17 protein-coding genes are annotated in these 22676 nt (G+C 32.7%); 13 read left to right on the forward strand and 4 right to left on the reverse strand.

Annotation, left to right across the window (positions count from 1 at the left end):
• Positions 1 to 192: 192 nt before the first annotated feature.
• Positions 193 to 1467, reverse strand: coding sequence for a PQQ-dependent sugar dehydrogenase (locus tag EV143_RS09535; protein ID WP_133507737.1), 1275 nt, complete (start codon positions 1465 to 1467; stop codon positions 193 to 195).
• A 208-nt stretch (positions 1468 to 1675) separates the two neighbouring features.
• Between EV143_RS09535 and hpt the strand changes: the two genes are divergently transcribed.
• From hpt to obgE, 4 genes are all read left to right on the forward strand, one after another.
• On the forward strand, positions 1676 to 2206 hold the full coding sequence (gene hpt, locus EV143_RS09540; RefSeq protein WP_133507738.1) for a hypoxanthine phosphoribosyltransferase: 531 nt from the start codon (positions 1676 to 1678) through the stop codon (positions 2204 to 2206).
• Positions 2207 to 2283: 77 nt separating this feature from the next.
• On the forward strand, positions 2284 to 2856 hold the full coding sequence (locus tag EV143_RS09545) for an adenylate kinase (protein ID WP_133507739.1): 573 nt from the start codon (positions 2284 to 2286) through the stop codon (positions 2854 to 2856).
• 198 nt (positions 2857 to 3054) lie between these two features.
• Positions 3055 to 4329, forward strand: a complete 1275-nt coding sequence (locus tag EV143_RS09550; protein WP_133507740.1) for a hemolysin family protein — start codon at positions 3055 to 3057, stop codon at positions 4327 to 4329.
• Between the two features lie 152 nt (positions 4330 to 4481).
• The gene (gene obgE, locus EV143_RS09555) at positions 4482 to 5483 is read left to right on the forward strand and encodes a GTPase ObgE (protein ID WP_133507741.1); all 1002 of its coding nucleotides are present in this window, start codon (positions 4482 to 4484) and stop codon (positions 5481 to 5483) included.
• A 109-nt stretch (positions 5484 to 5592) separates the two neighbouring features.
• Here the strand turns inward: obgE and EV143_RS09560 are convergent, their stop codons facing one another.
• A complete protein-coding gene (locus EV143_RS09560) occupies positions 5593 to 6123 on the reverse strand; it encodes an outer membrane beta-barrel protein (protein WP_133507742.1) in 531 nt (176 codons plus the stop codon).
• A gap of 313 nt (positions 6124 to 6436) precedes the next feature.
• Here EV143_RS09560 and EV143_RS09565 point away from each other — a divergent pair, with 313 nt between their 5' ends.
• The gene (locus tag EV143_RS09565; RefSeq protein WP_133507743.1) at positions 6437 to 8581 is read left to right on the forward strand and encodes a S46 family peptidase; all 2145 of its coding nucleotides are present in this window, start codon (positions 6437 to 6439) and stop codon (positions 8579 to 8581) included.
• Positions 8582 to 8652: 71 nt separating this feature from the next.
• Here EV143_RS09565 and EV143_RS09570 read toward each other — a convergent pair whose 3' ends face one another.
• Entirely contained in the window at positions 8653 to 14925 is a 6273-nt protein-coding gene (locus tag EV143_RS09570; RefSeq protein ID WP_133507744.1) for an alpha-2-macroglobulin family protein, read from the reverse strand.
• Positions 14926 to 15055: 130 nt separating this feature from the next.
• Here EV143_RS09570 and EV143_RS09575 point away from each other — a divergent pair, with 130 nt between their 5' ends.
• The 6 genes from EV143_RS09575 to EV143_RS09600 all read left to right on the forward strand — a co-directional run bounded on the left by EV143_RS09575 (position 15056) and on the right by EV143_RS09600 (position 19899).
• Positions 15056 to 15742, forward strand: a complete 687-nt coding sequence (locus EV143_RS09575; RefSeq protein WP_133507745.1) for a tetratricopeptide repeat protein — start codon at positions 15056 to 15058, stop codon at positions 15740 to 15742.
• An 80-nt stretch (positions 15743 to 15822) separates the two neighbouring features.
• Positions 15823 to 17178, forward strand: coding sequence for a UDP-N-acetylmuramate--L-alanine ligase (locus EV143_RS09580; protein ID WP_133507746.1), 1356 nt, complete (start codon positions 15823 to 15825; stop codon positions 17176 to 17178).
• Between the two features lie 132 nt (positions 17179 to 17310).
• Positions 17311 to 17769: a GNAT family N-acetyltransferase gene (locus EV143_RS09585; protein ID WP_133507747.1), complete on the forward strand. Its 459-nt coding sequence runs from the start codon at positions 17311 to 17313 to the stop codon at positions 17767 to 17769.
• 13 nt (positions 17770 to 17782) lie between these two features.
• Positions 17783 to 18472, forward strand: a complete 690-nt coding sequence (gene radC / locus EV143_RS09590; RefSeq protein WP_133507748.1) for a RadC family protein — start codon at positions 17783 to 17785, stop codon at positions 18470 to 18472.
• A gap of 3 nt (positions 18473 to 18475) precedes the next feature.
• Positions 18476 to 19162: a YjjG family noncanonical pyrimidine nucleotidase gene (locus EV143_RS09595; RefSeq protein ID WP_133507749.1), complete on the forward strand. Its 687-nt coding sequence runs from the start codon at positions 18476 to 18478 to the stop codon at positions 19160 to 19162.
• Positions 19162 to 19899, forward strand: coding sequence for a hypothetical protein (locus EV143_RS09600; protein WP_317128066.1), 738 nt, complete (start codon positions 19162 to 19164; stop codon positions 19897 to 19899). The genes EV143_RS09595 and EV143_RS09600 overlap by 1 nt, the downstream gene beginning before the upstream one ends.
• Positions 19900 to 19914: 15 nt before the next feature.
• Here the strand turns inward: EV143_RS09600 and EV143_RS09605 are convergent, their stop codons facing one another.
• The gene (locus EV143_RS09605; protein WP_133507750.1) at positions 19915 to 21192 is read right to left on the reverse strand and encodes a replication-associated recombination protein A; all 1278 of its coding nucleotides are present in this window, start codon (positions 21190 to 21192) and stop codon (positions 19915 to 19917) included.
• A 144-nt stretch (positions 21193 to 21336) separates the two neighbouring features.
• Here EV143_RS09605 and EV143_RS09610 point away from each other — a divergent pair, with 144 nt between their 5' ends.
• Positions 21337 to 22098 carry a rhomboid family intramembrane serine protease gene (locus EV143_RS09610; protein ID WP_133507751.1) on the forward strand — a complete coding sequence of 254 codons (762 nt, stop codon included), beginning with the start codon at positions 21337 to 21339 and terminating at the stop codon, positions 22096 to 22098.
• A 69-nt stretch (positions 22099 to 22167) separates the two neighbouring features.
• On the forward strand, positions 22168 to 22674 hold the full coding sequence (locus tag EV143_RS09615; protein WP_133507752.1) for a hypothetical protein: 507 nt from the start codon (positions 22168 to 22170) through the stop codon (positions 22672 to 22674).
• Positions 22675 to 22676: the final 2 nt, after the last annotated feature.

Raw genomic sequence — 22676 nt, forward strand, 5'->3', positions numbered from 1 at the left:
AATTATTAAACGCAATCGTGTCATTTCGACGGAGGAGAAATCACACTAGAAACTCCGCAATCAAAATCGCCAATCTTTGTAGAATCCCGAGTGTGATTTCTCCTTCGTCGAAATGACAAAATTGACTAAAGCTTTGCAACTTCAGCGGAAAATTGGAATTTGGAATTTATCCCGAGACTTCGGAATTGAAATTTACTTATTAGCCGTAACCTTCCAAATCGTATTTCCACTATCATCATTTACTAAAAGCGATCCGTCATTCATAACCGTTACAGCAACAGGACGTCCATAAACTTCAGCTTTGTTTTCATCAGAAATAAAACCAGTTAAAAAATCTTCCGGTTTTCCAGAAGGTTTTCCGTTAGCAAACGGTACAAAAACAACTTTATAACCCGATATTTTTGCACGATTCCAGGAACCATGTTGACCGACAAAAGCACCATTTTTATATTTAGCAGGAAATACATCTTTAGTATAAAAAGCCAAGCCTAAAGAAGCCGTATGAGCACCAACCGAAACATCCGGAACAATAGCTTTAGCAACCAAATCTTTACGCGCACCTTTCATTCTCGGATCAGGAATGTTTCCATAATAAGAATACGGCCATCCGTAAAAACCATCTTTTTTCACACTTGTAATATAATCCGGAACCAAATCATCTCCCAATTCATCACGTTCGTTAACCGCAGTCCAAAGTTCTTTATTTGCTGGATTCCAATCCATTCCAACCGGATTTCTAAGGCCCGATGCGTAGATTTTTTCACCAGTTCCGTCAGGATTAATTTCCAGAATATCAGCACGACGAATTTCTTTGTCCATACCATTTTCCCCAACATTACTTCCCGAACCTACAGAAACGTAAATTTTGCTTCCGTCAGCATTTGCCAGTAAATTTCTTGTCCAGTGATTGTTGTAACCTCCGGCCGGAAGTTCAAGAATTTTTACGCCTTTAGTTTCTAATTTTAAAGGATTATTGGTGTACGGATATTTATATAAACCATCTGTATTAGCAATATAGAAGAAATCTTTAAGAACAAGCATTCCAAAAGGTTTGTTTAAATCTTTAATAAATACCTCACGCGTTTCAAATTTTCCGTCTTTATCTTTATCACGAAGAACCGTAATCTGGTTTTTACTCGATCTTGTTCCGCTCTCTACAACAAAAATATCCTGGTTTGGCGCGATGTAAGTCCAACGCGGATTTTCGAAACCATCAGCAAATTTAGTTACCGTAAATCCTTCCGGAGCTTTTGGTGTTTTGCCTTCCGGCCATCCAATAACCTTACTGTTATTTGTTTTAGATTCAGTAGCGTACGGCGGAGGTAAAGTAATATCGCCAACAGCAGTTTTTACAATATTAGCAGGCTGTTTTGCCAAAGTTTCTTTTTCTTCTTTTTTTACTTGTCCGTTGCAGGCCGTCATTACTATTAATAATGATGCCGAAAGTATTTGTATGGTTGTTTTCATTTCCGATTCGGGTTAAATGTTTTATAAACAACAATTTAATGAATTTAAAAATAGTTGCAGGGAACGTTTTGTAATTATTAACTGATATTTAACATTGTTAAAAAGAAATATACTCTGAGTATAAAAAAATCTACTTACAGTAGATTTTTGATACTTACAGTTTGGTTGTAATTCTGTATCTTTGCGCATTATTTTAAATATGAAAATAATGATACAACTTCACGATAAACAATTTGTTCCGTTTATTTCGGCTAAAGAAATTGATTTTGCTTTAACAAAAATAGTTGCACAAGTAGAAGATGATTTTGCAGACGAAACTCCAATTTTTATAGGTGTTTTAAATGGTGCATTTATGGTTGTAGCTGATTTTCTGAAAAAGTATAAAAGCCCGTGCGAGGTTTCATTTATCAAAATGGCGTCTTATGAAGGAACCGAAAGTACAAATTCAGTAAAACAATTAATCGGAATCAATCAGGATTTGACAGGCAGAAGCGTGGTTATCATTGAAGACATTGTCGATACAGGAAATACTGTCGAAGAATTAAAGCATTTGTTTAAAGCGCAAAACGTAAAACATTTTAAAGTGGCAACTTTGTTTTTTAAACCTGAAGCGTATAAAAAAGACATTAAAATAGATTACATCGGAATCAGAATTCCAAATAAATTCATCGTAGGCTATGGTTTAGATTACGACGGTTTAGGAAGAAATTTGAACGAAGTATATAAATTAGCAGAATAATTTTAAACACAACACAACTATATATTCATTTTAAACTTCTTTCATAAAAGTCAGAAGTCACAACACTCACTCATATTATGATTAACATTGTTTTATTTGGAAAGCCGGGAGCAGGAAAAGGAACTCAGGCAGAATTTTTAAAAGAAAAGTACAAATTAACACATCTTTCGACAGGAGATATTTTTCGTTTTAATTTAAAAAATGATACAGATTTAGGTAAAAGAGCAAGGGTTTTTATGGACAATGGAGAATTGGTTCCTTGCGAAGTTACAACAGCAATGTTAATAGACGAGGTAAACAAACATCCTGATACAGAGGGTTTTTTGTTTGATGGTTATCCAAGAACTTTAGATCAGGCAGAAGCTTTAGATAAGTTTTTACCAACAATTGGTTCAAGCGTGACAGCAACAATTGCACTAGAAGCTGACGACGAAATTTTGGTTGCCCGTTTATTAGAAAGAGGAAAAACAAGCGGAAGAGTTGACGATCAGGACGAAGAAAAAATTCGTGTAAGATATCAGGAATACAACGAAAAAACAGCTCCATTAATAGGATATTATAAAGCACAAAATAAATTTCATGCCGTAAACGGTATCGGAACAATTGAAGAAATTACAGAAAGATTAACGTCAGTTATAGATAATTTGTAGAAGCTAATCCAGCTGTCGTTTCAAGTCCTCGCTAAAAAAACTATTTTTCTAACCATAAAACGAGCTTCCGCTGGTCGCTGTTTTCTGGCAAGAAAAATTAGTTTTTTAGCTCCGGGCTTTTCTCTACCATCTGGGCTAGAAACAAATCAGGTTGTCATAATTACAAACAAACCAAACTAATAACGAATCTACTAAAAATTGGAAATACTAATAATATTTTTTCTAATACTATTAAATGGAGTTTTCTCTATGTCTGAAATTGCACTGATTTCAGCCAGAAAAAATAGACTGGAAACAGCAGCAAAAAAAGGAAACAAAAGTGCCAAAATTGCGCTCGATTTAGCCAATTCTCCAAACAAGTTTTTATCAACCGTACAAATCGGAATTACCTTAATCGGAATTTTGACTGGTATTTATAGTGGTGATAAAATCACAGTAGATGTTGAGACTTTCGTAAGCGGATTTGCAGTTTTAAAACCTTATGCACATTCAGTTGCAGTTGGAATTGTAGTAGTTGTTTTAACTTTTTTCTCATTGGTTTTAGGAGAATTATTGCCAAAACGAATCGGATTAAATTATCCGGAAGCAATTGCAAAAGCAGTAGCACTGCCAATGAAAATTGTTTCAATCATAACGGCACCGTTTATTTGGATGCTGACAACTTCAACCGATTTTTTACTGAATGTTTTACAAATCAAACCTTCAGCAGACGGTAAAGTTACCGAAGAAGAAATAAAAGCGATCATTAAAGAAGGAACAGAAGGTGGAGAAGTTCAGGAAATAGAACAAGATATCGTAGAACGCGTTTTTCATATTGGAGACAGAAAAGTAAACTCGTTAATGACACACCGAAAATCGGTAGATATGTTGCCATTAAATGCAGATAAATCCAAAATAAAAGAATTGGTTTTAATGGATTTGCATACCGTTTACCCGGTGTATAGCGACAACTACGATGATATCGTGGGTATCGTAACCTTAAAAAATATATTTGCGAACATCGAAAGTGATCATTTCGATCTATCAGCAATAATGACTGATCCTCCGTATTTAATGGAGCAGACAACGGCTTATAAAGCGTTAGAGAATTTTAAAAGAACAGGAGTTCACTACGCATTAGTTTCAGACGAATATGGTGTTTTTCAGGGAATTATTACTTTGAATGATATTCTTGAAGCTTTAGTTGGTGATGCATCTGATTTTTATAAAGATGAATTTCAATTGATCGAAAGAGAAGATGGTTCATGGTTAGTAGACGGACATTATTCGCTACACGATTTCTTAACTTATTTTGAGTTAGACGAATTAACAAACGACTACGAAGTAAACACCGTAAGCGGAATGATTATGACTGAGCTTTCTCATATTCCAAAAGAAGGCGAGAAACTAATCTGGCAAAAATTTGTGTTAGAGGTCCTGGATATGGATGGCGTAAAAATTGATAAAGTGTTAGTAAAAGCACTTAAAGAGTAAAGAGAATTTGTTTCAGGTTTAAAGTTTCAGGTTAGTTGAAGTTGCGTTAACATGAAGCATGAATATGAAACTATTATAAACAAAAATAGAAGAAAGATTTAATTTTAGTTTTCAATCTAAAATCTAAAATCTGAATTCTGAAATTCAAAACAATGACAGAAGGAAATTTTGTAGATTATGTTAAGATTTATGTTTCTTCCGGAAAGGGAGGAAAAGGATCTACACATTTACATAGGGAGAAATTTATTGAAAAAGGAGGCCCGGACGGAGGTGATGGTGGTCGCGGTGGACACGTATATTTAGTTGGAAATAAAGGTTTATGGACATTATTTCATTTAAAATTTGCTCGTCATATTAAAGCCGGTCACGGTGGAGACGGAGGAGGAGATCGTAGTACAGGTGCAGATGGAGATGATAAATTTATCGAAGTGCCATTAGGAACTGTTGTAAAAGACAAAGAAACGGGAGAAACGTTATTCGAAATTACAGAAGATGGTGAAAAAAGAATCCTTTCTAAAGGAGGAAAAGGTGGTTTAGGAAACTGGCACTTTAGAAGCTCAACCAATCAAACGCCACGTTATGCGCAACCAGGTTTACCGGGCGTAGAAATGGATGTTGTTTTGGAATTGAAAGTTTTGGCAGATGTTGGTTTAGTAGGTTTTCCTAATGCGGGAAAATCAACATTATTATCTGTATTAACTTCGGCAAAACCAAAAATTGCTGATTATCCTTTTACAACCCTAAAACCAAACTTAGGAATTGTTGCTTACAGAGATTATCAATCGTTTGTAATTGCAGATATTCCCGGAATTATCGAAGGTGCTGCAGAAGGAAAAGGTCTTGGACATTATTTCTTACGTCATATTGAGCGTAACTCAACTTTACTATTTTTAGTTCCAGTTGATACGCCGGATATTAAAGGAGAATATGATATTTTGGTTAACGAGTTAACGAAATATAATCCTGAAATGCTGGACAAAGAACGCTTATTAGTAATCTCAAAATGCGATATGCTGGATGACGAACTTAAAGCAGAATTAAAAGTAGAATTGGACGTTGCTTTCAAAGATATTCCATACATGTTTATTTCATCTGTTGCCCAACAGGGTTTGACAGATCTAAAAGACAAACTTTGGAAAATGTTGAATGATTAAAAATCTTCGTATTTTAAATAAAAAACCCGACAATAAAAATTGCCGGGTTTTACTTTTTGCGAAAAAAACAAAAAGAGTTTAGATTTGTTAGTTAATTGAAATCTAAATATTATAGTCCGAAGTTTTTAGAAATTCCAATATTGAAAGTTTTTCCAAAATTAAAACCAAAACGTTCTTGTCTTGGATCATTTTTCCCATCAAGATTGTCATAATTTACTCCTCCAATAGAGAAGTTTAATCCAAAACCTCTTTTCATGTTAATGAATAAAGCCGGAGTTAAGCTTGCATACATTCCTTTCGCATCGTTTACAGAAGCTGATTGGTAACCAGCGCCTAAATCTGCATAAACAGCAAATATTTCTGAAAGAGGCTTAGCATAACGAACAAAACCACCAATTTTATACGTTTCGCTTTTATCAAATCCTGCAACTTTTACATTAGCAATAGAACCTTCTACACCTGCAGTCCAGTTGTCTGTAAATTGATATCCTACTTTTGGAGAAAATTCAAAATTTGTTGATTTAGAATCTCCAATTTTTTCTGAAGCGAATCCAACATTACCACCTACTAGCATTGAGCCTTTTTGAGCACTTGAAACAGTTGCAACTAATAATGCAACTCCTAATAAGAATTTTTTCATTTTTGTTTTTTTTGAATTAAAAAGCAAATTTAGACAAACAAATATTGTAAGAATTAATTTATAATAATTATTTTTATTTGAAAGTTAATTTTTACAAATAACACAATAACTTCAATTTTAATTCTGCTTATTTTCGAATATTTAGATCTTTTGTCTTGTAGTTTTTTTGAATTTATCATAATTTCTGATTTTTTAAGAATTGTGAATTTCGCAATATTGATTAAAGTAATATTTGATATATTTTATTTTAAGACTCTTCTAGATGGAATAATTATGAAAATGAGTTATATTCGCATTACTTAAACAAAATAATATGAAAAAAATAATTTTATTCTTAACCATGTGTATGATGGCTTTTCCTGTAAGAGCTGACGAGGGAATGTGGTTTTTGATGTTTATCGAAAGATTGAACCATAGAGATATGGAAAAAATGGGCTTGCAATTAACAGCCGCAGAAATTTACAGTATTAATAATCATAGTTTAAAAGATGCTGTTGTGCAGTTTAATGGAGGTTGTACTGCTGAAATCGTTTCTAAAGACGGATTAGTTTTAACCAATCACCATTGTGGATACAATGCGATTGCAGAGCTTTCTACAGCAGAACAAAACTATTTAAAAGATGGTTTTTGGGCAAAAGAAAGAAGTGCCGAAATGAAACCAAAATCATTATACGTTCGTTTCTTTGTTCGTATGGATGACGTTTCTAAAAGAATTTTGTCAAAAGTAAATGATACAATGACAGAAACAGAAAGAAACAAAATCATTCAGCAGGAAATTGCTTTGATCGAAAAAGAAAATAATGAAGGCGGAAAATATACGGTTTCTGTTCGTCCTTTCTTTCAGGGAAATGAATATTATTATTTTGTTTACCAGGATTATACAGACGTTCGTTTAGTGGGAACTCCACCGGAAAGTGTTGGTAAATTTGGTGGAGATACAGACAACTGGGAGTGGCCTCGCCAAACTGGAGATTTCTCTATGTTTAGAGTTTATGCTGATAAAAACGGAAATCCGGCAACCTATTCTAAAGAAAATGTGCCTTTACAGCCAAAACATTACTTACCAGTAAGTATTAAAGGTGTAAAAGAAAATGATTTTGCAATGATTCTTGGGTATCCTGGTAGAACAAACCGTTGGATGCCAGCAGGAGGAATTGAGCAAAACATAAAATATGCTTATCCTGCGTGGGTTGAAGGTGCAAAAACCGGAATGGACCAAATGAAAAAGTATATGGACAAAGATGCAACAGTTCGTTTGCAATATGCGTCTAAATATGCTTCGACAGCAAATTACTGGAAAAACCGTCAGGGAATGATCGATGCTTTAACAAAAGCAGGAACAGTAGATGTTAAAACGGCACAAGAAGATAAGTTTTATGACTGGGCAAATAAGCCGGCTAATAAAGCAAAGTATGAAAACGTAATTCCTACTATTAATGAGTACTACAGAGCAACGAATTTAAAAGCGGCTCACGATAATTATTTAATGCAGCTTTTGCGTACTTCAAGTTATGCAGCAGGACCAGCCAATTTAGGGAACGCATTGATTGCTTACTACAATGAAAATGATGCTAAAAAAGCAGAATTGTTGCCGAAGATCAACACTATGATCGACAATATTTATGGTGATTTTTATGCACCGCTTGAAAAAGATGTGTTAACTGCGCAATTGAATTTATACGCTTCTAAAGGTGCTGAATATGGTTTAGCAACACAAATTGCTAAAATGAAATCAGCAAATAATGGCGATTTTACTGCTGATGTAGCCAAAGCAACCGAAGTAAGTTATTTTACGACTAAAGAAAAAGTATTAGCATTTATGGCGGATCCAAAACCATTGGCGATTGTACATGATCCTTTGTATATTATCTCTAATGATTTGCTTACAAAATACCGTACTAAAACTGAAGATCAAACGAAAGCTGATGATGATTTTGCAACTGCTTACCGCGAATTGGTTGAAGGTTTAAGAGAATCAAAATTAAATGCGATTCAATATCCTGATGCAAACTCAACTTTGAGACTGACTTACGGAAAAGTTCGTGCTTTGCCTGCGGATCCTCGTAACGATGCTAAAATAAACAATTATACTACCATGGAAAGTATGGTGAAAAAGTATAAAGCAGGAGATCAGGAATTTGATTTACCGGCACGTTTATTAGAATTAAACAAAGCAAAAGATTACGGTCAGTATGCTGATAAAGCAGGATATATGCCAGTAAACTTTTTGACTGATAATGACATTACAGGTGGAAATTCTGGTTCTCCGGTACTAAACGGAAAAGGAGAATTAATTGGAATTGCTTTTGATGGAAATATCGAAGCTATGGCCGGAGACGTTATTTTTGATCCTAAATTGCAAAGAACTATTAACGTAGATATTCGTTATGTACTTTGGATTATCGACAAATACGCCGGAGCAAAAAATATTATTGATGAAATGACGATTATAAAATAATCTGACTTTTTTATTGTTATAGTAGACCTAACAGGTTTTAAAATCTGTTAGGTCTTTTTTATGCACAATTGTTATTTAACTTTTACTCGAATTCCCTTAGTGTGACTTGCGAATTCAGGAGCATACATACTTTCAATTGTGGTAATTCCGTTGGAGAATTCGCCGCTGTTATTTACTCTGATTTCATATTCTAAAACATAAGTTCCTTTGTTGATTTGATCAAAAAAGAAATGCGTTGCAGCATCTTTTGTACTCATATAATAGCCTAAACGATCTTTGTATTGATATTCTGAAATAACATTTACAGGTTCAAAACATGAAGCTCGCATATCTTTTAGATGTACAAATTCCATATCTTCTTTTGAAGTAATTATTAATCTAACAGTAACTAAATCTCCGGTCTTTAAAGGATTTTTGTTAGTGATTCTTTCTAATTGATCGCCTTTAAGCGAATTTTTCTTTAGATATAATTCTTTCGAAACTGATAATACGGCTCCGGAATTATTTTTTATTTTATCTAAATCTTCAAAATACTGCCAGTAAACGCCACCAAACCCAAGAACTTTAGATTTATTTTCAATTTTTATTGAAGCCATTTCTTTTTTTACTTCCTCTTTTTTCCAGTTTAGTTTAATGTAACCCGTTGCAGCTTCTTTTTCGTTTTCTGCTAATTTTTTGGTCAGAATTTTTTCATCTCCAATTTTAATAACGGTATTGTCTTTTACGCTCAGCCAATCATTTCCTTGCATTAGTAAGGCATAGATCGCTTCGGTCGTTGCTTTTGTTGTGGGCCAGTTTTTAGTTTGTTTGTTTTTTAATAACCAGACTTTCATAGCATCAACAGATTTGGTGTCCTGATTTACTTCAGCGAAAGCCTCAATTAACAATGCCTGAGTTTCTATCGGTGCCTGATACCAATACCAACCTGCTTTGTTGGCGATCCAATACATTCCCCAATCTTCGTTATTGGATGCTGTTTCTTTTAGGCTTTCAATTATTTTTTTAGCCGTTTCGCTTTCCCCAAAACGATTTAAAGTCAAAGCTGCCAGTCCTTTTTCGTAAAGTGAATATTTTAACCAATCTTTTTTAGCCGTTTCCAGATACAGTTTGCTTGCTTTTTTCAAAGTATCAGAAAGTGGATATTTGTCTACATAAAAACTTCTGGTATATAGATAATGCAAATCAGAATAAGGATTGATCCAGATTAGTTTGTTTATTCCTTTTAAGTTTTTAGTCTGGTTTTTATAATAGTCTAAAAATTTATTGTCCAGAAACGGAACTCCGGTTTTAGCAATTGCATCGATTTTAGCATCATTATCTTTTGTTTTATTCAATTTAGATAAATGACCTAAACCTGCTAAAATATGTCTCGTTATATATTCACTTTCATAACCGCCGTCAAACCAGGAAAATCCTCCTGATGGTTTTTGTTTCTGTTTTAATTTGTCGAAAGTGGCTTCCTGCGAAGTTTTCATTTTTTCCAAATCAAATAAAAGCGCCAGATTTTTTTTCTTTTCATCTTCGCCTTGAGCATCATTTAGCCAAGGTGTTTCGGCAAGAATGATCGATTTTAATTCTTCGTTTTCTTCAAGTTTTGAATTCAGTTTTCCGTTTTTTCGCCAATCTTCAAAAACAGTTGCGATTTTCGGATTGCTTGAAATAATTTCTGAAGCCAAAGCATTCGCATAAAATCGGGCAAAAGTTTGTTCAGCACATTCATGTTCATATTCCATTAAATAAGGCAAAGACTGAATCGCAAGCCAGGACGGATTTGAAGTATATTCTAGCGTAAGCTGATGATTTTTTAAAGTTGATGAATTGTTGTTTTTCAAATTCTGGAAAGTATATTCTTTTGTAGAATTCTCACGAATCCAAATCGGAATACTTTCTGTAACCAACATATTGTTTGTCAAAACCGGGAGAATGTTTTCTTCTCCATCCGAAAAATTACCTGATTTAGCCAGAATTTTATATTGAACGCCCTGTAAACCTTCCGGAATTGAAATCGTCCAGGTTGCCGTTGTATTCCCGAAAGCGCTAACATTAAAATTACGAACATTTTTTGCATTCAGCATTTTCGCATCAATTGGCTGCATGGTTACGGCATCAAAAAACTGTAAAATGGCGATTCCGGTTTTTGCTTTATCTGTAACATTCGAGATTTTAGCAGAAATTACAATAGTATCTTTCTCTCTAAAGAAACGCGGGAAATTCGGTAAAACCATCAACTCTTTTTGAGTGATTACACTTTTCTCTAAATAACCGGAAACAGCATCTTTGTTATGTGCGAATAAACGAAGTTTCCAAGCTGTTAAAGCTTCGGGAGAAGTAAAGTTGAAACTTACTTTTCCAGTAGCATCTGTTTTTAAATTGGGTAAAAAGAATGCGGTTTCAGATAAATTTTTTCTGGCTTTTACTTGAGTTAGGGCTTCTAGGGCTTTTTTTGTAGTTATAATTATTACTCCGTTTGAAGCTTTGCTTCCGTAAATAGCAGTTGCTTTTTCGCCTTTTAATGTGTCTATTGAGAGAATGTCTGCAGGATTTAATTTAGTAGCGATATTTTCAGTTGAAATTTCTCCATCAATTATATATAATGCAGATTCGCTTGATTTATAGGAAAGACCACGAACAACTAAACCAGATGTGATTTGCGCTTTAATGAAGTAAGATGGTTCATTAGCAGATTTCTTTGTCATTATGATCTCTTCAGCAAGTGCAACAGCAGGAGCTGCGTTTCCAACAGATTCACTTAGTGTTAAAACAGCATCTGCATCTCCTTTAATAGTTTCTCTGCCAACTTTTTTATCTTTTATTTCCTCAATACTTCTTCCATAAGAACCATAAGTACTATTATTAAAATTAAATCCAAACCATTTTAGTCTCGTTTCTTCAATACGAAAATCAATTAGAGGTAAAACTGTGTTTAAATTTTCTAATGTTGCGTAAGTAACATCAAAACCTAATCTTTCTCTGAAATTAGTTCCGTTGTAATTGTAACGATTAAATTTTAGGGCATCCCATTCTTTTTTAGAAAACTGATCTAATGAACTGTCATACATCGATGCTAAAACTTCAGCCTCAGCTTTTGTATTAAAAGCGTTTAATTTGAACGACCAGTTTTCACTGCTTCCCGGTTGTATTTTGTTTCTAAAACTTTCTACTGCCCATTCTAATTTTATTTCTTCTGCTTTAAGAATTATATTGATTTCCTGAGTAAAAGTTCCATTTTCAAAAACACTTTCTAAACCTAATTTTATATTTTTTTCAAATTCATTTTTCACCGGAATTCTAATTGTAGTTTCATTGTTTTGCAAATGAAATGTATCTTCAAAATATATTTTACTATTGTAATTTCCATTCACAGTAATGTAAAGTTCTTGAATAACAGAAGATAATTTTACTTCAACATAACCATCTTTTCTAGGATTTTCATTGATTTGTTGTACAGTAAATAATTTGCTGGGATCGAATTTATCTTTGCTTTGAATGAGTTTAAAGTTTGAAATAGATTCAATAGGATTACTAAAGCTGTCTTTTGCAGAAAAAACCAGTTTATACTTACCGGATTTATAGTTTGAAATAAAATCCAATACTATTTTTTTGTCTTTTTGAGTGTCTATTTTTCTAGAGAATAATAAAATTTCTTTTGGCGTATCTTTAGTTTCGTTTTCATAGATTTCATAAGGAAATAATCTTTCAAAATCTTCAGCTGAGATAGTTTGAATCTCTGGTTTTTGCCAAATACGGTTTTTAAATTTATTCGATAAAGGTTTTACAAAATAGAGTTTAATTTCGCCTTTGGCAGCTAAAAACTCTCCATTTAAATTTGTACTTGATAAATTGATTTCGTTTTTGTCTTTTGTTTCAATCTCATTTGGTAAGATGGCATTAATAATCAAATCGTGAAAACCTACTTTTATCGCTGTTTCAGCAGAATGAGTTTCACCATTAATATCAGTAATCGTGGCGTATATTTTGTAATTGAAAATGGGTAATTGTTCTTTTATACTGTTTTTTGAAGGCAAAGCGGTAAAGTCAATACTGAATTTTCCTGAAGCATCAGTCTTGGTTTCTCCAAAGGTTAAAACTTCGTTTTCTTCATTTCCATAATAATTCCTAAAATAGCTTGTGTATCGCGTAACGGTGTAGGTTACTTTTGCATCTGAAATATTACTTCCCGCGAATGCTTTGGCATTTCCTTTTACTTTAATAGATTGATTAACTTGAAAGCTTTCTTTTTTAGGATCAAATGTTACTTCGAATTTTGGACGTTTGTATTCTTCCACCTGAAAAGAAATCCTCGAATTTTCGAAATTTGTATTTTCCAAAAATGAAGATTGGATTTGAGACTTAAACGCATTAAGGCTAAATTGTCCCGTTAGACCATTTTTTGGTAAAATAAACTCACCGGAAAACGAACCAAATTCATTTGTCGTTACTTCAAACTCTTTAATTAGTTGATAGTTTGCGTCGTTTGCGGTAATTTTAAAAGTTGTGTTGGCAATAATGCTTGTTTTGTTTTTAATTTTTTGAATTGCAATTCCTTTATAATAAACTGTTTGTCCCGGTCGATAAATAGCACGATCTAAATAAAACTCAACTTTTCCGCTTATTTTATCGTTTTCAGATTCCTTATAATCATCACTATACCGGATGTATTCTTTATCGATAAAAATGCTGTCATTTTCTGTTGAAACTTCAATAGTTTCATAATTATAGTTGTTGTTTACTTTTTCAAATGATGCTAATCCTTTTGAATCTGTTTTAATAGTAAAACTTGCTGATTTTATAGTAGCATTTTCTATTGGTTTTCCCGTTTTTCGATCTAGAACCAGATAGTTTTCTGTGTCTTTTTTTTGATTAGCAAGAACAGCGACATTCGAAACGGTAATGATTTCGAAATCATGTGCTTTTCTATCTTTTGAATCTGAATCAAATTCAAAATAGACTAAATAATTTCCTGTTTCTAAATGTGGTAAAAGAACCTCTGTACTGTAGTCAAAGTAATCTTGTTTGTTTTGCAAGTCATATTTTTGAGATGCAATTTCACCTTGTTTTTTAATGATTTGAGGAGCCAAACTATCCAATAATTCGCGGTCTTTCCTGAATTCTTGTATTTTCTTTTGAGGAATTTTGAAGAATGAAATGGTTAAATAATTTACATTTTTGTACTGAATTAAAGCTCGTGTGTTTTCATTATTGTAAGTATACTTTTGAAGCTGAACTGATAATGTTTTCGAAAGAATTTCCTGTTTTTGTGCTAAAGCTGATTGAGCAGTATTAGATTTATCATCGAGTTTTATTATATCGTCAAATATTGAAAGGGCATCAATATTATTCTTTGGATGTGTTTCTTTTGAAGCTTGCTTCAGGAGAATATTGGCTATTTCTAATTTTATTTTCTGAGTTAGAATCTCCTCTTTAGATTTCTTTTGAAGCTCATTTAGATACTTCATAAAGTCATCATCTGACTGTAATAAATAAGTGTTACAAAATTTCGCACGCTCAAACTGATTTTCTAATGTTGGATGATTAAGCTCCTGCTTTTGATACAAAGACAGAACCTTATTTACATTTTCATCTTTTGCAAAATCTAAACTTAGTTTTGTAAAGACATCAGAATCTGCCAATAGCTGATCTTTGTGAATTAAAAAAACGCTTTTTTCAATTTGCCATTCTCTTATCTTTTGAGTGAAAAATGTAATGTTCTCTTTTAATAAGTAATCATATAGATTTTCACTTTTAAGTTTTTCTAAAGTTAAAAAATCAAATATGTCCTGATAATTTGTTAAAGGAGTAGCTTTTAAAATGGTTTCGTTTTCTAATGTTTTTTCAAAAATTAAAATTATTGCTCTTGCCGACGAAAAACCAAATTTAAAATTTGTTGTTCTTGAAATTCCATCTACTTCAGAAGTATCTACAGTTGCAGCAGCTGAATCTATTAATGTAGCAGCTTCATCTACAACAGCTGCAGCGCTATCAACGGCATATGCATAGTTATCATATTGTGAATAATCAGTCAAACACTTAGCATAAACCAAATTCAAAATCGCTTTTGAAGGAATAGAAACGCGATCAATATCTGTTTTAAGATTATTTAAAATTTTCTTCTGAGCATTTTCATCTACAACCTGCAAATATTTAGATTGATAAAAAAAACATTTTATCATTTGTACTTCGTTTTTATCAGCAATTGCTTTTTTATAGATTTTGGCAACTATTTCATTCGCTGATTTTATTTTGCCTTCGTTTTCATAAGCAATAACTTTTTCCCATTTTTTATCATTTTGCTGCGCGAATAGTACTGTAGAAAGCAATAAGAATACAAATAATATATTTTTCATAAATTGGTTTTAGTATATAGAGAGCAGTTTTTAGGTAAAGGTTGGGAAACGGATAAAATAAATTTCGTACAAATTAGTAATTTATCTTTAAAAGCAAATTATGGATGCTATATTTCCTTATTTTTGAGATATGAAAAAGCTAATTCTTATTTTTTTACTTGTGCCAATTTGTATTTGGTCACAATCTAGTTTTGAAAAAGGGGAAAAGCTCTATCGTGCTAAAAAATACGAAGAGGCCAGAGTACTTTTTGAAGCATTTTTAAAAACTAAACCTTCGGATGTAAAAACCAATGAATACTTGGGAGAGATTGCAGCTCATGATAAATCCTGGGTAAAGGCAGCTGAGTATTTTAAAAAGACCAAGGAATTAAAACCCACAGAAGCAGATTATTTTTATAAATATGGCGGAGCTTTGGCTATGCGGGCTATGGAAATAAATAAATTGAAAGCTTTTGGAATGGTAGAGGATATGAAACAAGCTTTTGAAAAAGCAATTTCTCTAAATCCCAAACATATTCCGGCCAGATGGGCACTAATAGAATTGTATTTGCAATTACCCGGAATTTTGGGGGGCAGCGAGTCAAAAGCTATTTCCTATTCGAATGAATTGGCCCAACTTTCCCCAGTCGATGGATACTTATCAAAAGGAAGAATCGACGAATATTTTAAAAGATATGCATCTGCCGAAAAAAATTATATAAAAGCAAATGAAATTGGTAAATCAAAAATCACGTTTCAAAAATTATATAATTTATATTTGAACAAATTAAAAGACCCTAAAAAAGCCAGGGAATTTAAACAAAAATTTGAGGCATAATAATCAAATATTAAAATACAAATTCTCATAAATAATTGGAATTTGGTCCCGAAACTTCGGGATAAAAAATTGGAATTTTAATGAAAACACATTTCATCGCCATAGGCGGAAGTGCCATGCACAACTTAGCACTTGCATTGCATAACAAGGGATATCAGGTTACAGGAAGTGATGATGCTATTTTTGAGCCTTCAAAATCAAGATTAGAAAAAAAAGGAATTCTTCCTGCAGAAATGGGCTGGTTTCCTGAAAAAATCACCTCTGATATTGAAGCTGTAATTTTAGGAATGCACGCGAAAGCTGATAATCCGGAATTATTGAAAGCGCAGGAATTAGGTTTAAAAATCTATTCGTATCCGGAATTTTTATACGAGCAATCTAAAAATAAAACACGAGTTGTTATTGGAGGTTCTCACGGAAAAACAACGATTACTTCGATGATTTTGCATGTTATGCATTATCATAATATCGAAGTTGATTATATGGTAGGAGCACAACTGGAAGGTTTTGATACTATGGTGCATCTTACTGAAGAGAATGATTTTGTAGTTCTTGAAGGTGATGAGTATTTATCTTCTCCGATTGACAGACGTCCGAAATTTCATTTGTATCAACCCAATATTGCTTTAATTTCAGGAATTGCCTGGGATCATATTAATGTGTTTCCAACGTATGAAAATTATGTAGAGCAATTCGAGATTTTTATTGGTAAAATTACAAATGGAGGAATTTTAGTTTACAATGAAAATGATCCTAAAGTAAAACGAGTTGCTGAAGCTGCTACAAACCCAATTCGTAAATTAGCATATAGTACTCCGGAATATTCTGTTAGTGATGGAATAACGCTGCTAAAAACGCCTGAAGGTTATATGCCAATTGAGGTTTTTGGAGCGCATAATTTAAATAATTTGGCTGGAGCAAAATGGATTTGCCAAAATATGGGTGTTGACGAAGCTGATTTTTACGAAGCTATTGCAAGTTTTAAAGGAGCTTCAAAAAGATTAGAAAAAATTGCCGAAGGAAAAGGTAAAGTTGCATATAAAGATTTTGCACATTCGCCAAGTAAAGTGGCTGCGACAACAAAAGCGGTAAAAGAACAATATCCAAACAGAACTTTAGTGGCTTGTTTAGAATTGCATACTTACAGCAGCCTTAATGCAGAATTCTTAAAGGAATATGAAGGCGCACTTGAATATGCCGATGTTGCAGTTGTTTTTTATTCTCCGGATGCTGTAAAAATTAAACAACTAGAAGAAGTTACTTACGAGCAAATTGCGAGTTCTTTTAATCGAAAAGATTTAATTATTTATACAAACCCAACAGAATTCAAAGAATATTTATTCAATTTAAATCTGGAGAATTCAGCTTTATTATTGATGAGCTCCGGTAATTATGGAGGATTGAATTTTGATGAAGTTAAAAACCTGATTGAATAATAATCGCAATATGAAATTGAAAGGAGAAATCTAAGGAAATACAAAACCCAGATTTCTCCTTTTTTGTTTTCTTATTTTTTATTGAATGATTTTTCTTATTTTTTATATATTAGCCATTTAAGATTTTATAAAATGAACCCAGCTATAAAAGTTGTAAAGACAACGAGTGAAAACCCTGATTTTATATTTTTAATTGAAACTTTCGATACTTTTTTATGGGAGCGTTATCCTGAATTAAAAAAAGAGTATTGGGGTAATAATTTAATTGAATTTAACCCGAATGTAATTGTTGTTTATTTAGATGAAAAGCCGGTTGGTTGTGGCTGCTTCAAAAAGTATAATGGTAATACTGCAGAACTAAAAAGAATGTTTGTTTCGCCAGAAGCAAGAGGTTTAGGTTTGGCTCAATTAATAATTAAAGAAGTAGAAATAGGAGCCAGGGATCAAGGTTTTAAAACTCTGATTCTGGAAACCTTATACAAACAAATTGAAGCGATTAGCTTATACCAAAAAGTAGGATTTGAGATTGTTGAAAACTATGAACCTTATGTTGGTTTGACCAATAGCGTTTGTATGAGTAAATCTATTTAATTCCTTACTAATTATGAAACCAGGTCATTTTCCAATTTCAGATTGGTCAGAAGACGATCGTCCCAGAGAAAAGTTAATGCTAAAAGGCATTGATGCTTTAAGTGATGCCGAATTAATAGCTATTTTAATTGGTTCTGGCAGTCGAAATGAGTCTGCAGTTGACTTAAGTAAAAGAATTTTAGCCAGTGTAGATAATTTAAATTCTTTGGGAAAAATGTCTGTTTCTCAGTTAATGAACTTTAAAGGTATAGGGGAGGCAAAAGCAATTACAATTATCGCTGCTTTAGAGTTAGGACGTCGCCGCAGAGCTGAAGATGTGGCTGAGCTTATAAAAATCACATCCAGCAAATTAGTGTTTGAGATCATGCAACCCATCATTGGTGAGTTGGCTCATGAAGAATTTTGGGTACTTTTTCTTAATAATTCTAATAAAGTAATTTCTAAATCGCAATTAAGTAAAGGAGGAATGACCGGAACTGTTGTTGATGCGCGTTTGGTTTTTAAATTGGCATTTGAAACCGGAGCTACGAGCTTGATTTTGTGTCATAATCATCCTTCCGGTTCGTTAATTCCAAGTGAAGCCGACAAACAAATTACGAAGAAACTAAAATCAGCAGGAGAGAGTCTAGATGTTAAAATTTTAGATCATTTGATTATTACTGAAACAAATTATTATAGTTTTGTAGATGAAGGAATTTTTTAATCTATGAAAACCAATATTACCGACGTTTTTTTCGACTTAGATCATACTCTTTGGGATTTTGATAAAAATTCTGAAATGGCTTTTGATCGTATTTTTAAAGGTAAATTCCCCGAAATTAATACACAGGATTTTATCTTGAAATATGCTCCCATAAATCAGGCTTGTTGGAAATTGTATCAAAATGATCAGATTACACATCTGGAATTGCGTTACAACAGATTAAAGTTTTCTTTCGATGCTTTAAATTTTAAAATTTCAGACGAAAGCATTAATGAAATCGCTAATGATTATATTGAATTTCTAACCGATAATAATCATCTTTTTGATGGTGCAATTGAGGTTTTAGAATATTTAAAACCCAAATACAGATTACATATTATAACAAATGGTTTTGCTGCTGTTCAGGACAAGAAGATAAATAATGCAGCATTGGCCAATTATTTTGATACCATTACAAATTCAGAATTAGCGGGTGTAAAAAAGCCAAATAGTATTATCTTTGATTATGCCGTTAATTTAGCGAAAGCTTCAAAAGAAAATTGCATTATGATTGGGGATTGCCTTGATGCAGACGTTAATGGTGCCATAAACGCAGGTTTAGATGCTATATTCTTTAACGATAAAAAAATTGCAGCTCCTCAGAATATTAAACAAATAAACCATTTATTAGAACTTAAAAAATATTTATAATGATGAAAATAAAATTTTTGTTGATTGCCCTTTTAATTTCAGTTATCGGATTTTCACAATCTGTTAACGATTATAAAGCTGTTATAATTCCACTAAAGTATGAGTTTCTTAAAACAGAAAATCAATATAGATTAGCGACAATGACAAAATCTAATTTGATTAAGGCTGGTTTTACTGCTTTCTATGCAAATGAAGAAATTCCTGCTGAATACAGTGATCGTTGTCAGCTTTTATATGTTGATGTGAAAAAGGAAAGCGGTTTTCTTATTACTAAACTTTTTGTAGAGTTTAAAGATTGCTTCGGAAAAGTGGTTTACACTTCAGAAATTGGAAAAAGCAAAGAGAAAGAATATGAAGTTGCATATAAAGAAAGCCTTGATTTGGCTTTTGCATCTGTAAATAAACTGCATTATAAATATAGCGGTAAGGCTGTCGCTACAACTAAAACTGCATCTGTAATTACATCTGCTCCGATACAAACAATAGCAGTATCAACTCCTGTAGCGGATGTTTCTGATCCAAATTTGCTGTACGCACAGCCAACAGAAAATGGATATCAGTTAATTGATAAAACACCAAAGGTTGTAATGAAGTTGCTTAAAACATCTCGACCAGATTCTTTTATTGCCATAAAAGATGGTATTCAGGGTTCATTAAACGCAAAAGACAATCAATGGTTTTTTGAATATTATCAAAATGACAAATTAGTTTCTGAGAAAGTATCAGTTAAATTCTAAATATAAAATACGGTTCTAGTAACCGTATTTATCTTTCCAACGGTTCTTTAAAAATTCGCGGTTGCTATTCTCTCTTGAATTGCTCTCCGGATTGTAAAGAACCGTTTCTTTTATGGCATCCGGCAAAAATTCCTGTTCAGCAAAATTATTGGCATAATCATGCGAATATTTATAATCTTCACCATAACCCAATTCTTTCATGAGTTTTGTTGGCGCATTTCGCAAATGGATAGGTACAGGCAAATCTCCCGTTTGTTTTACCAATTGCTGTGCACTTCCAATCGCCATATACGAGGCATTGCTTTTAGGAGAAGTGGCTAAATAAATAGCGCACTGACTCAGGATTATTCTACTTTCAGGATATCCAATTGTAGAAACAGCCTGAAAAGTATTGTTGGCCATAATAAATGCCGTTGGGTTTGCATTTCCGATATCTTCACTTGAAAGAATGAGCATTCTGCGGGCAATAAATTTCACATCTTCACCGCCTTCAATCATTCTTGCCAGCCAATAAACAGCTCCATTAGGATCACTGCCACGTATCGATTTTATAAAAGCAGAAACAATGTCATAATGTTGTTCTCCGGTTTTGTCATACAAAACAGTATTTTGCTGTACCAATTCAAGAACACGATCGTTAGTTATTATAATGTCATCGCTTGCAGAAGCGTTTACAACAAGTTCAAATATATTTAATAACTTTCTTCCATCACCGCCAGAAAGGCGTAATAATGCTTCTGTTTCTTTTAGTATAATGTTTTTCGATAACATTTCTGTATCCGTTTTCATTGCACGATGCAATAAAGCTTCTAAATCTTCTTTAGTAAAGGCATTTAATATATAAACCTGACAACGTGATAATAATGCGGGAATGACTTCAAAACTTGGGTTCTCAGTTGTTGCGCCAATAAGAGTTATCCACCCTTTTTCCACCGCAGCTAAAAGTGAATCTTGTTGCGATTTGCTAAAGCGATGAATCTCATCAATAAATAAAATAGGATTTTTGGTGGTGAATAATCCGCCACTTTGTTTCGCTTTTTCAATAACATCGCGAATGTCTTTTACCCCTGAATTAATAGCGCTCAAAATATAAAACGGACGTTTAGATTCTTGTGCAATAATTTGTGCAAGAGTTGTTTTTCCTGTCCCGGGAGGTCCCCAAAATATAAGTGAAGGAATAATTCCTTTTGAAATTTGTTGTGTCAGAGAACCATTTGGTCCAACCAAATGATTTTGACTAATATAATCTTCTAATTTCTGTGGGCGAATACGCTCTGCTAAAGGTGCTTCCATTTTGTAAAATTACTATTTTCAATTTTAATTATAAATTTTAAAAAGTTAATTACTTGTCAAAGATCTATTTATCTGTCTGACAAATTATCAGTTAATTGTAATTGGTCGGTTTTTTGATGTTCATCTATTATCTATTATCAAAATATGAACGACAACGATTTTAAATTTTCAACTTCTGTAATTGGGCTTCCGGTATTTTTCGTTCTTTTTTTATGGATAGTATATTGGATTCAAATTCGTTTTGATTTCGATTTTTATCAAAACGGAATTTACCCTCGGGATTTTTCAGGTTTACAAGGTGTTTTATTTAGCCCTTTTATTCATGAAAACTTAGATCACTTATATAATAATTCCATTCCACTTTTTGTATTATTAGCAGCGCTGCAATTTTTTTATCCCAAGCAAAGTTTTGGTGTTATTGCTTACGGAATTATATTTTCAGGTTTAATTACATGGGTAATTGGGAGGGAAAATTATCATAGTGGGGCAAGTGGATTGATCTATGTTTTGGTTAGTTTTATTTTTTTTAAAGGAATTCAAACCGGTTATTACAGGTTGGTAGCATTATCATTATCTGTTATTTTGCTTTATGGAGGAATGATTTGGTATGTTTTTCCAGATGTTGATGCAAAAATTTCCTGGGAAGGACATTTGGGTGGTTTTATTGCGGGATTTATGTTGACTTTATATTATAAAACGCCGGAATACAGTAAGCCTTTAGTTTATGATTGGCAAAAACCCGATTTTAATCCTGAAGATGATGTATTTATGAGACATTTCGATGAAAATGGAAATTTCGTAAATACTGAAAAACCAGAAGAAGAAGAAGCTCTTTCAACTTATTTTAATTCTGATGTTTGGGTTAATTATACTGTAACTAAATCAGAATCAGGAGATAAATTGTAGGTTGGATGTTAGTTTTAAATTTAATGCTTATTTTTGTTAAGAGTTAATTTTAATTTCATTTACCAACATATGGAAAAGATAAATTTAACGATTGCATTATTTTTTATGGTAAGTGTACAATTGCTTGCGCAATGTGAAGTAAAAAACAGGATTTTACCTGATGGAACTTTAATGTATTATTTCGATCCTGCCGATTTTTATATATCTAAATCAAAGTCCTTAAAGATTAATATTGAAAGTGATAAAGAACATTTTTTTATTGCATTACGGCCTTTCCCATTTCCGTTTAAAGATGAAGGAAAGAAAATCAAAGACGATTTAATTATTCTTTTGGCAGATCACAAAGAGTACAAGTTATCGCATTATGACACACAATACAGACATAACGATTCGGTTATGCAGGTTTTATATCTTATGAACGATAAAGATGTTGAAGCTTTTTCTAAGTTTGAAGCTGTGAAAGCTAAAATTAATATGAAAGGAACCGAGTTTGTTAGGGATTATAATTTCAAATTGCATAAAGACGCTATAATGCAGCAGTTAAATTGCTTTTTGAAAGAGGAGAAAGATAATTAAGT

This window comes from Flavobacterium chryseum, from assembly GCF_004362015.1.
Classification (GTDB): Bacteria; Bacteroidota; Bacteroidia; order Flavobacteriales; family Flavobacteriaceae; genus Flavobacterium.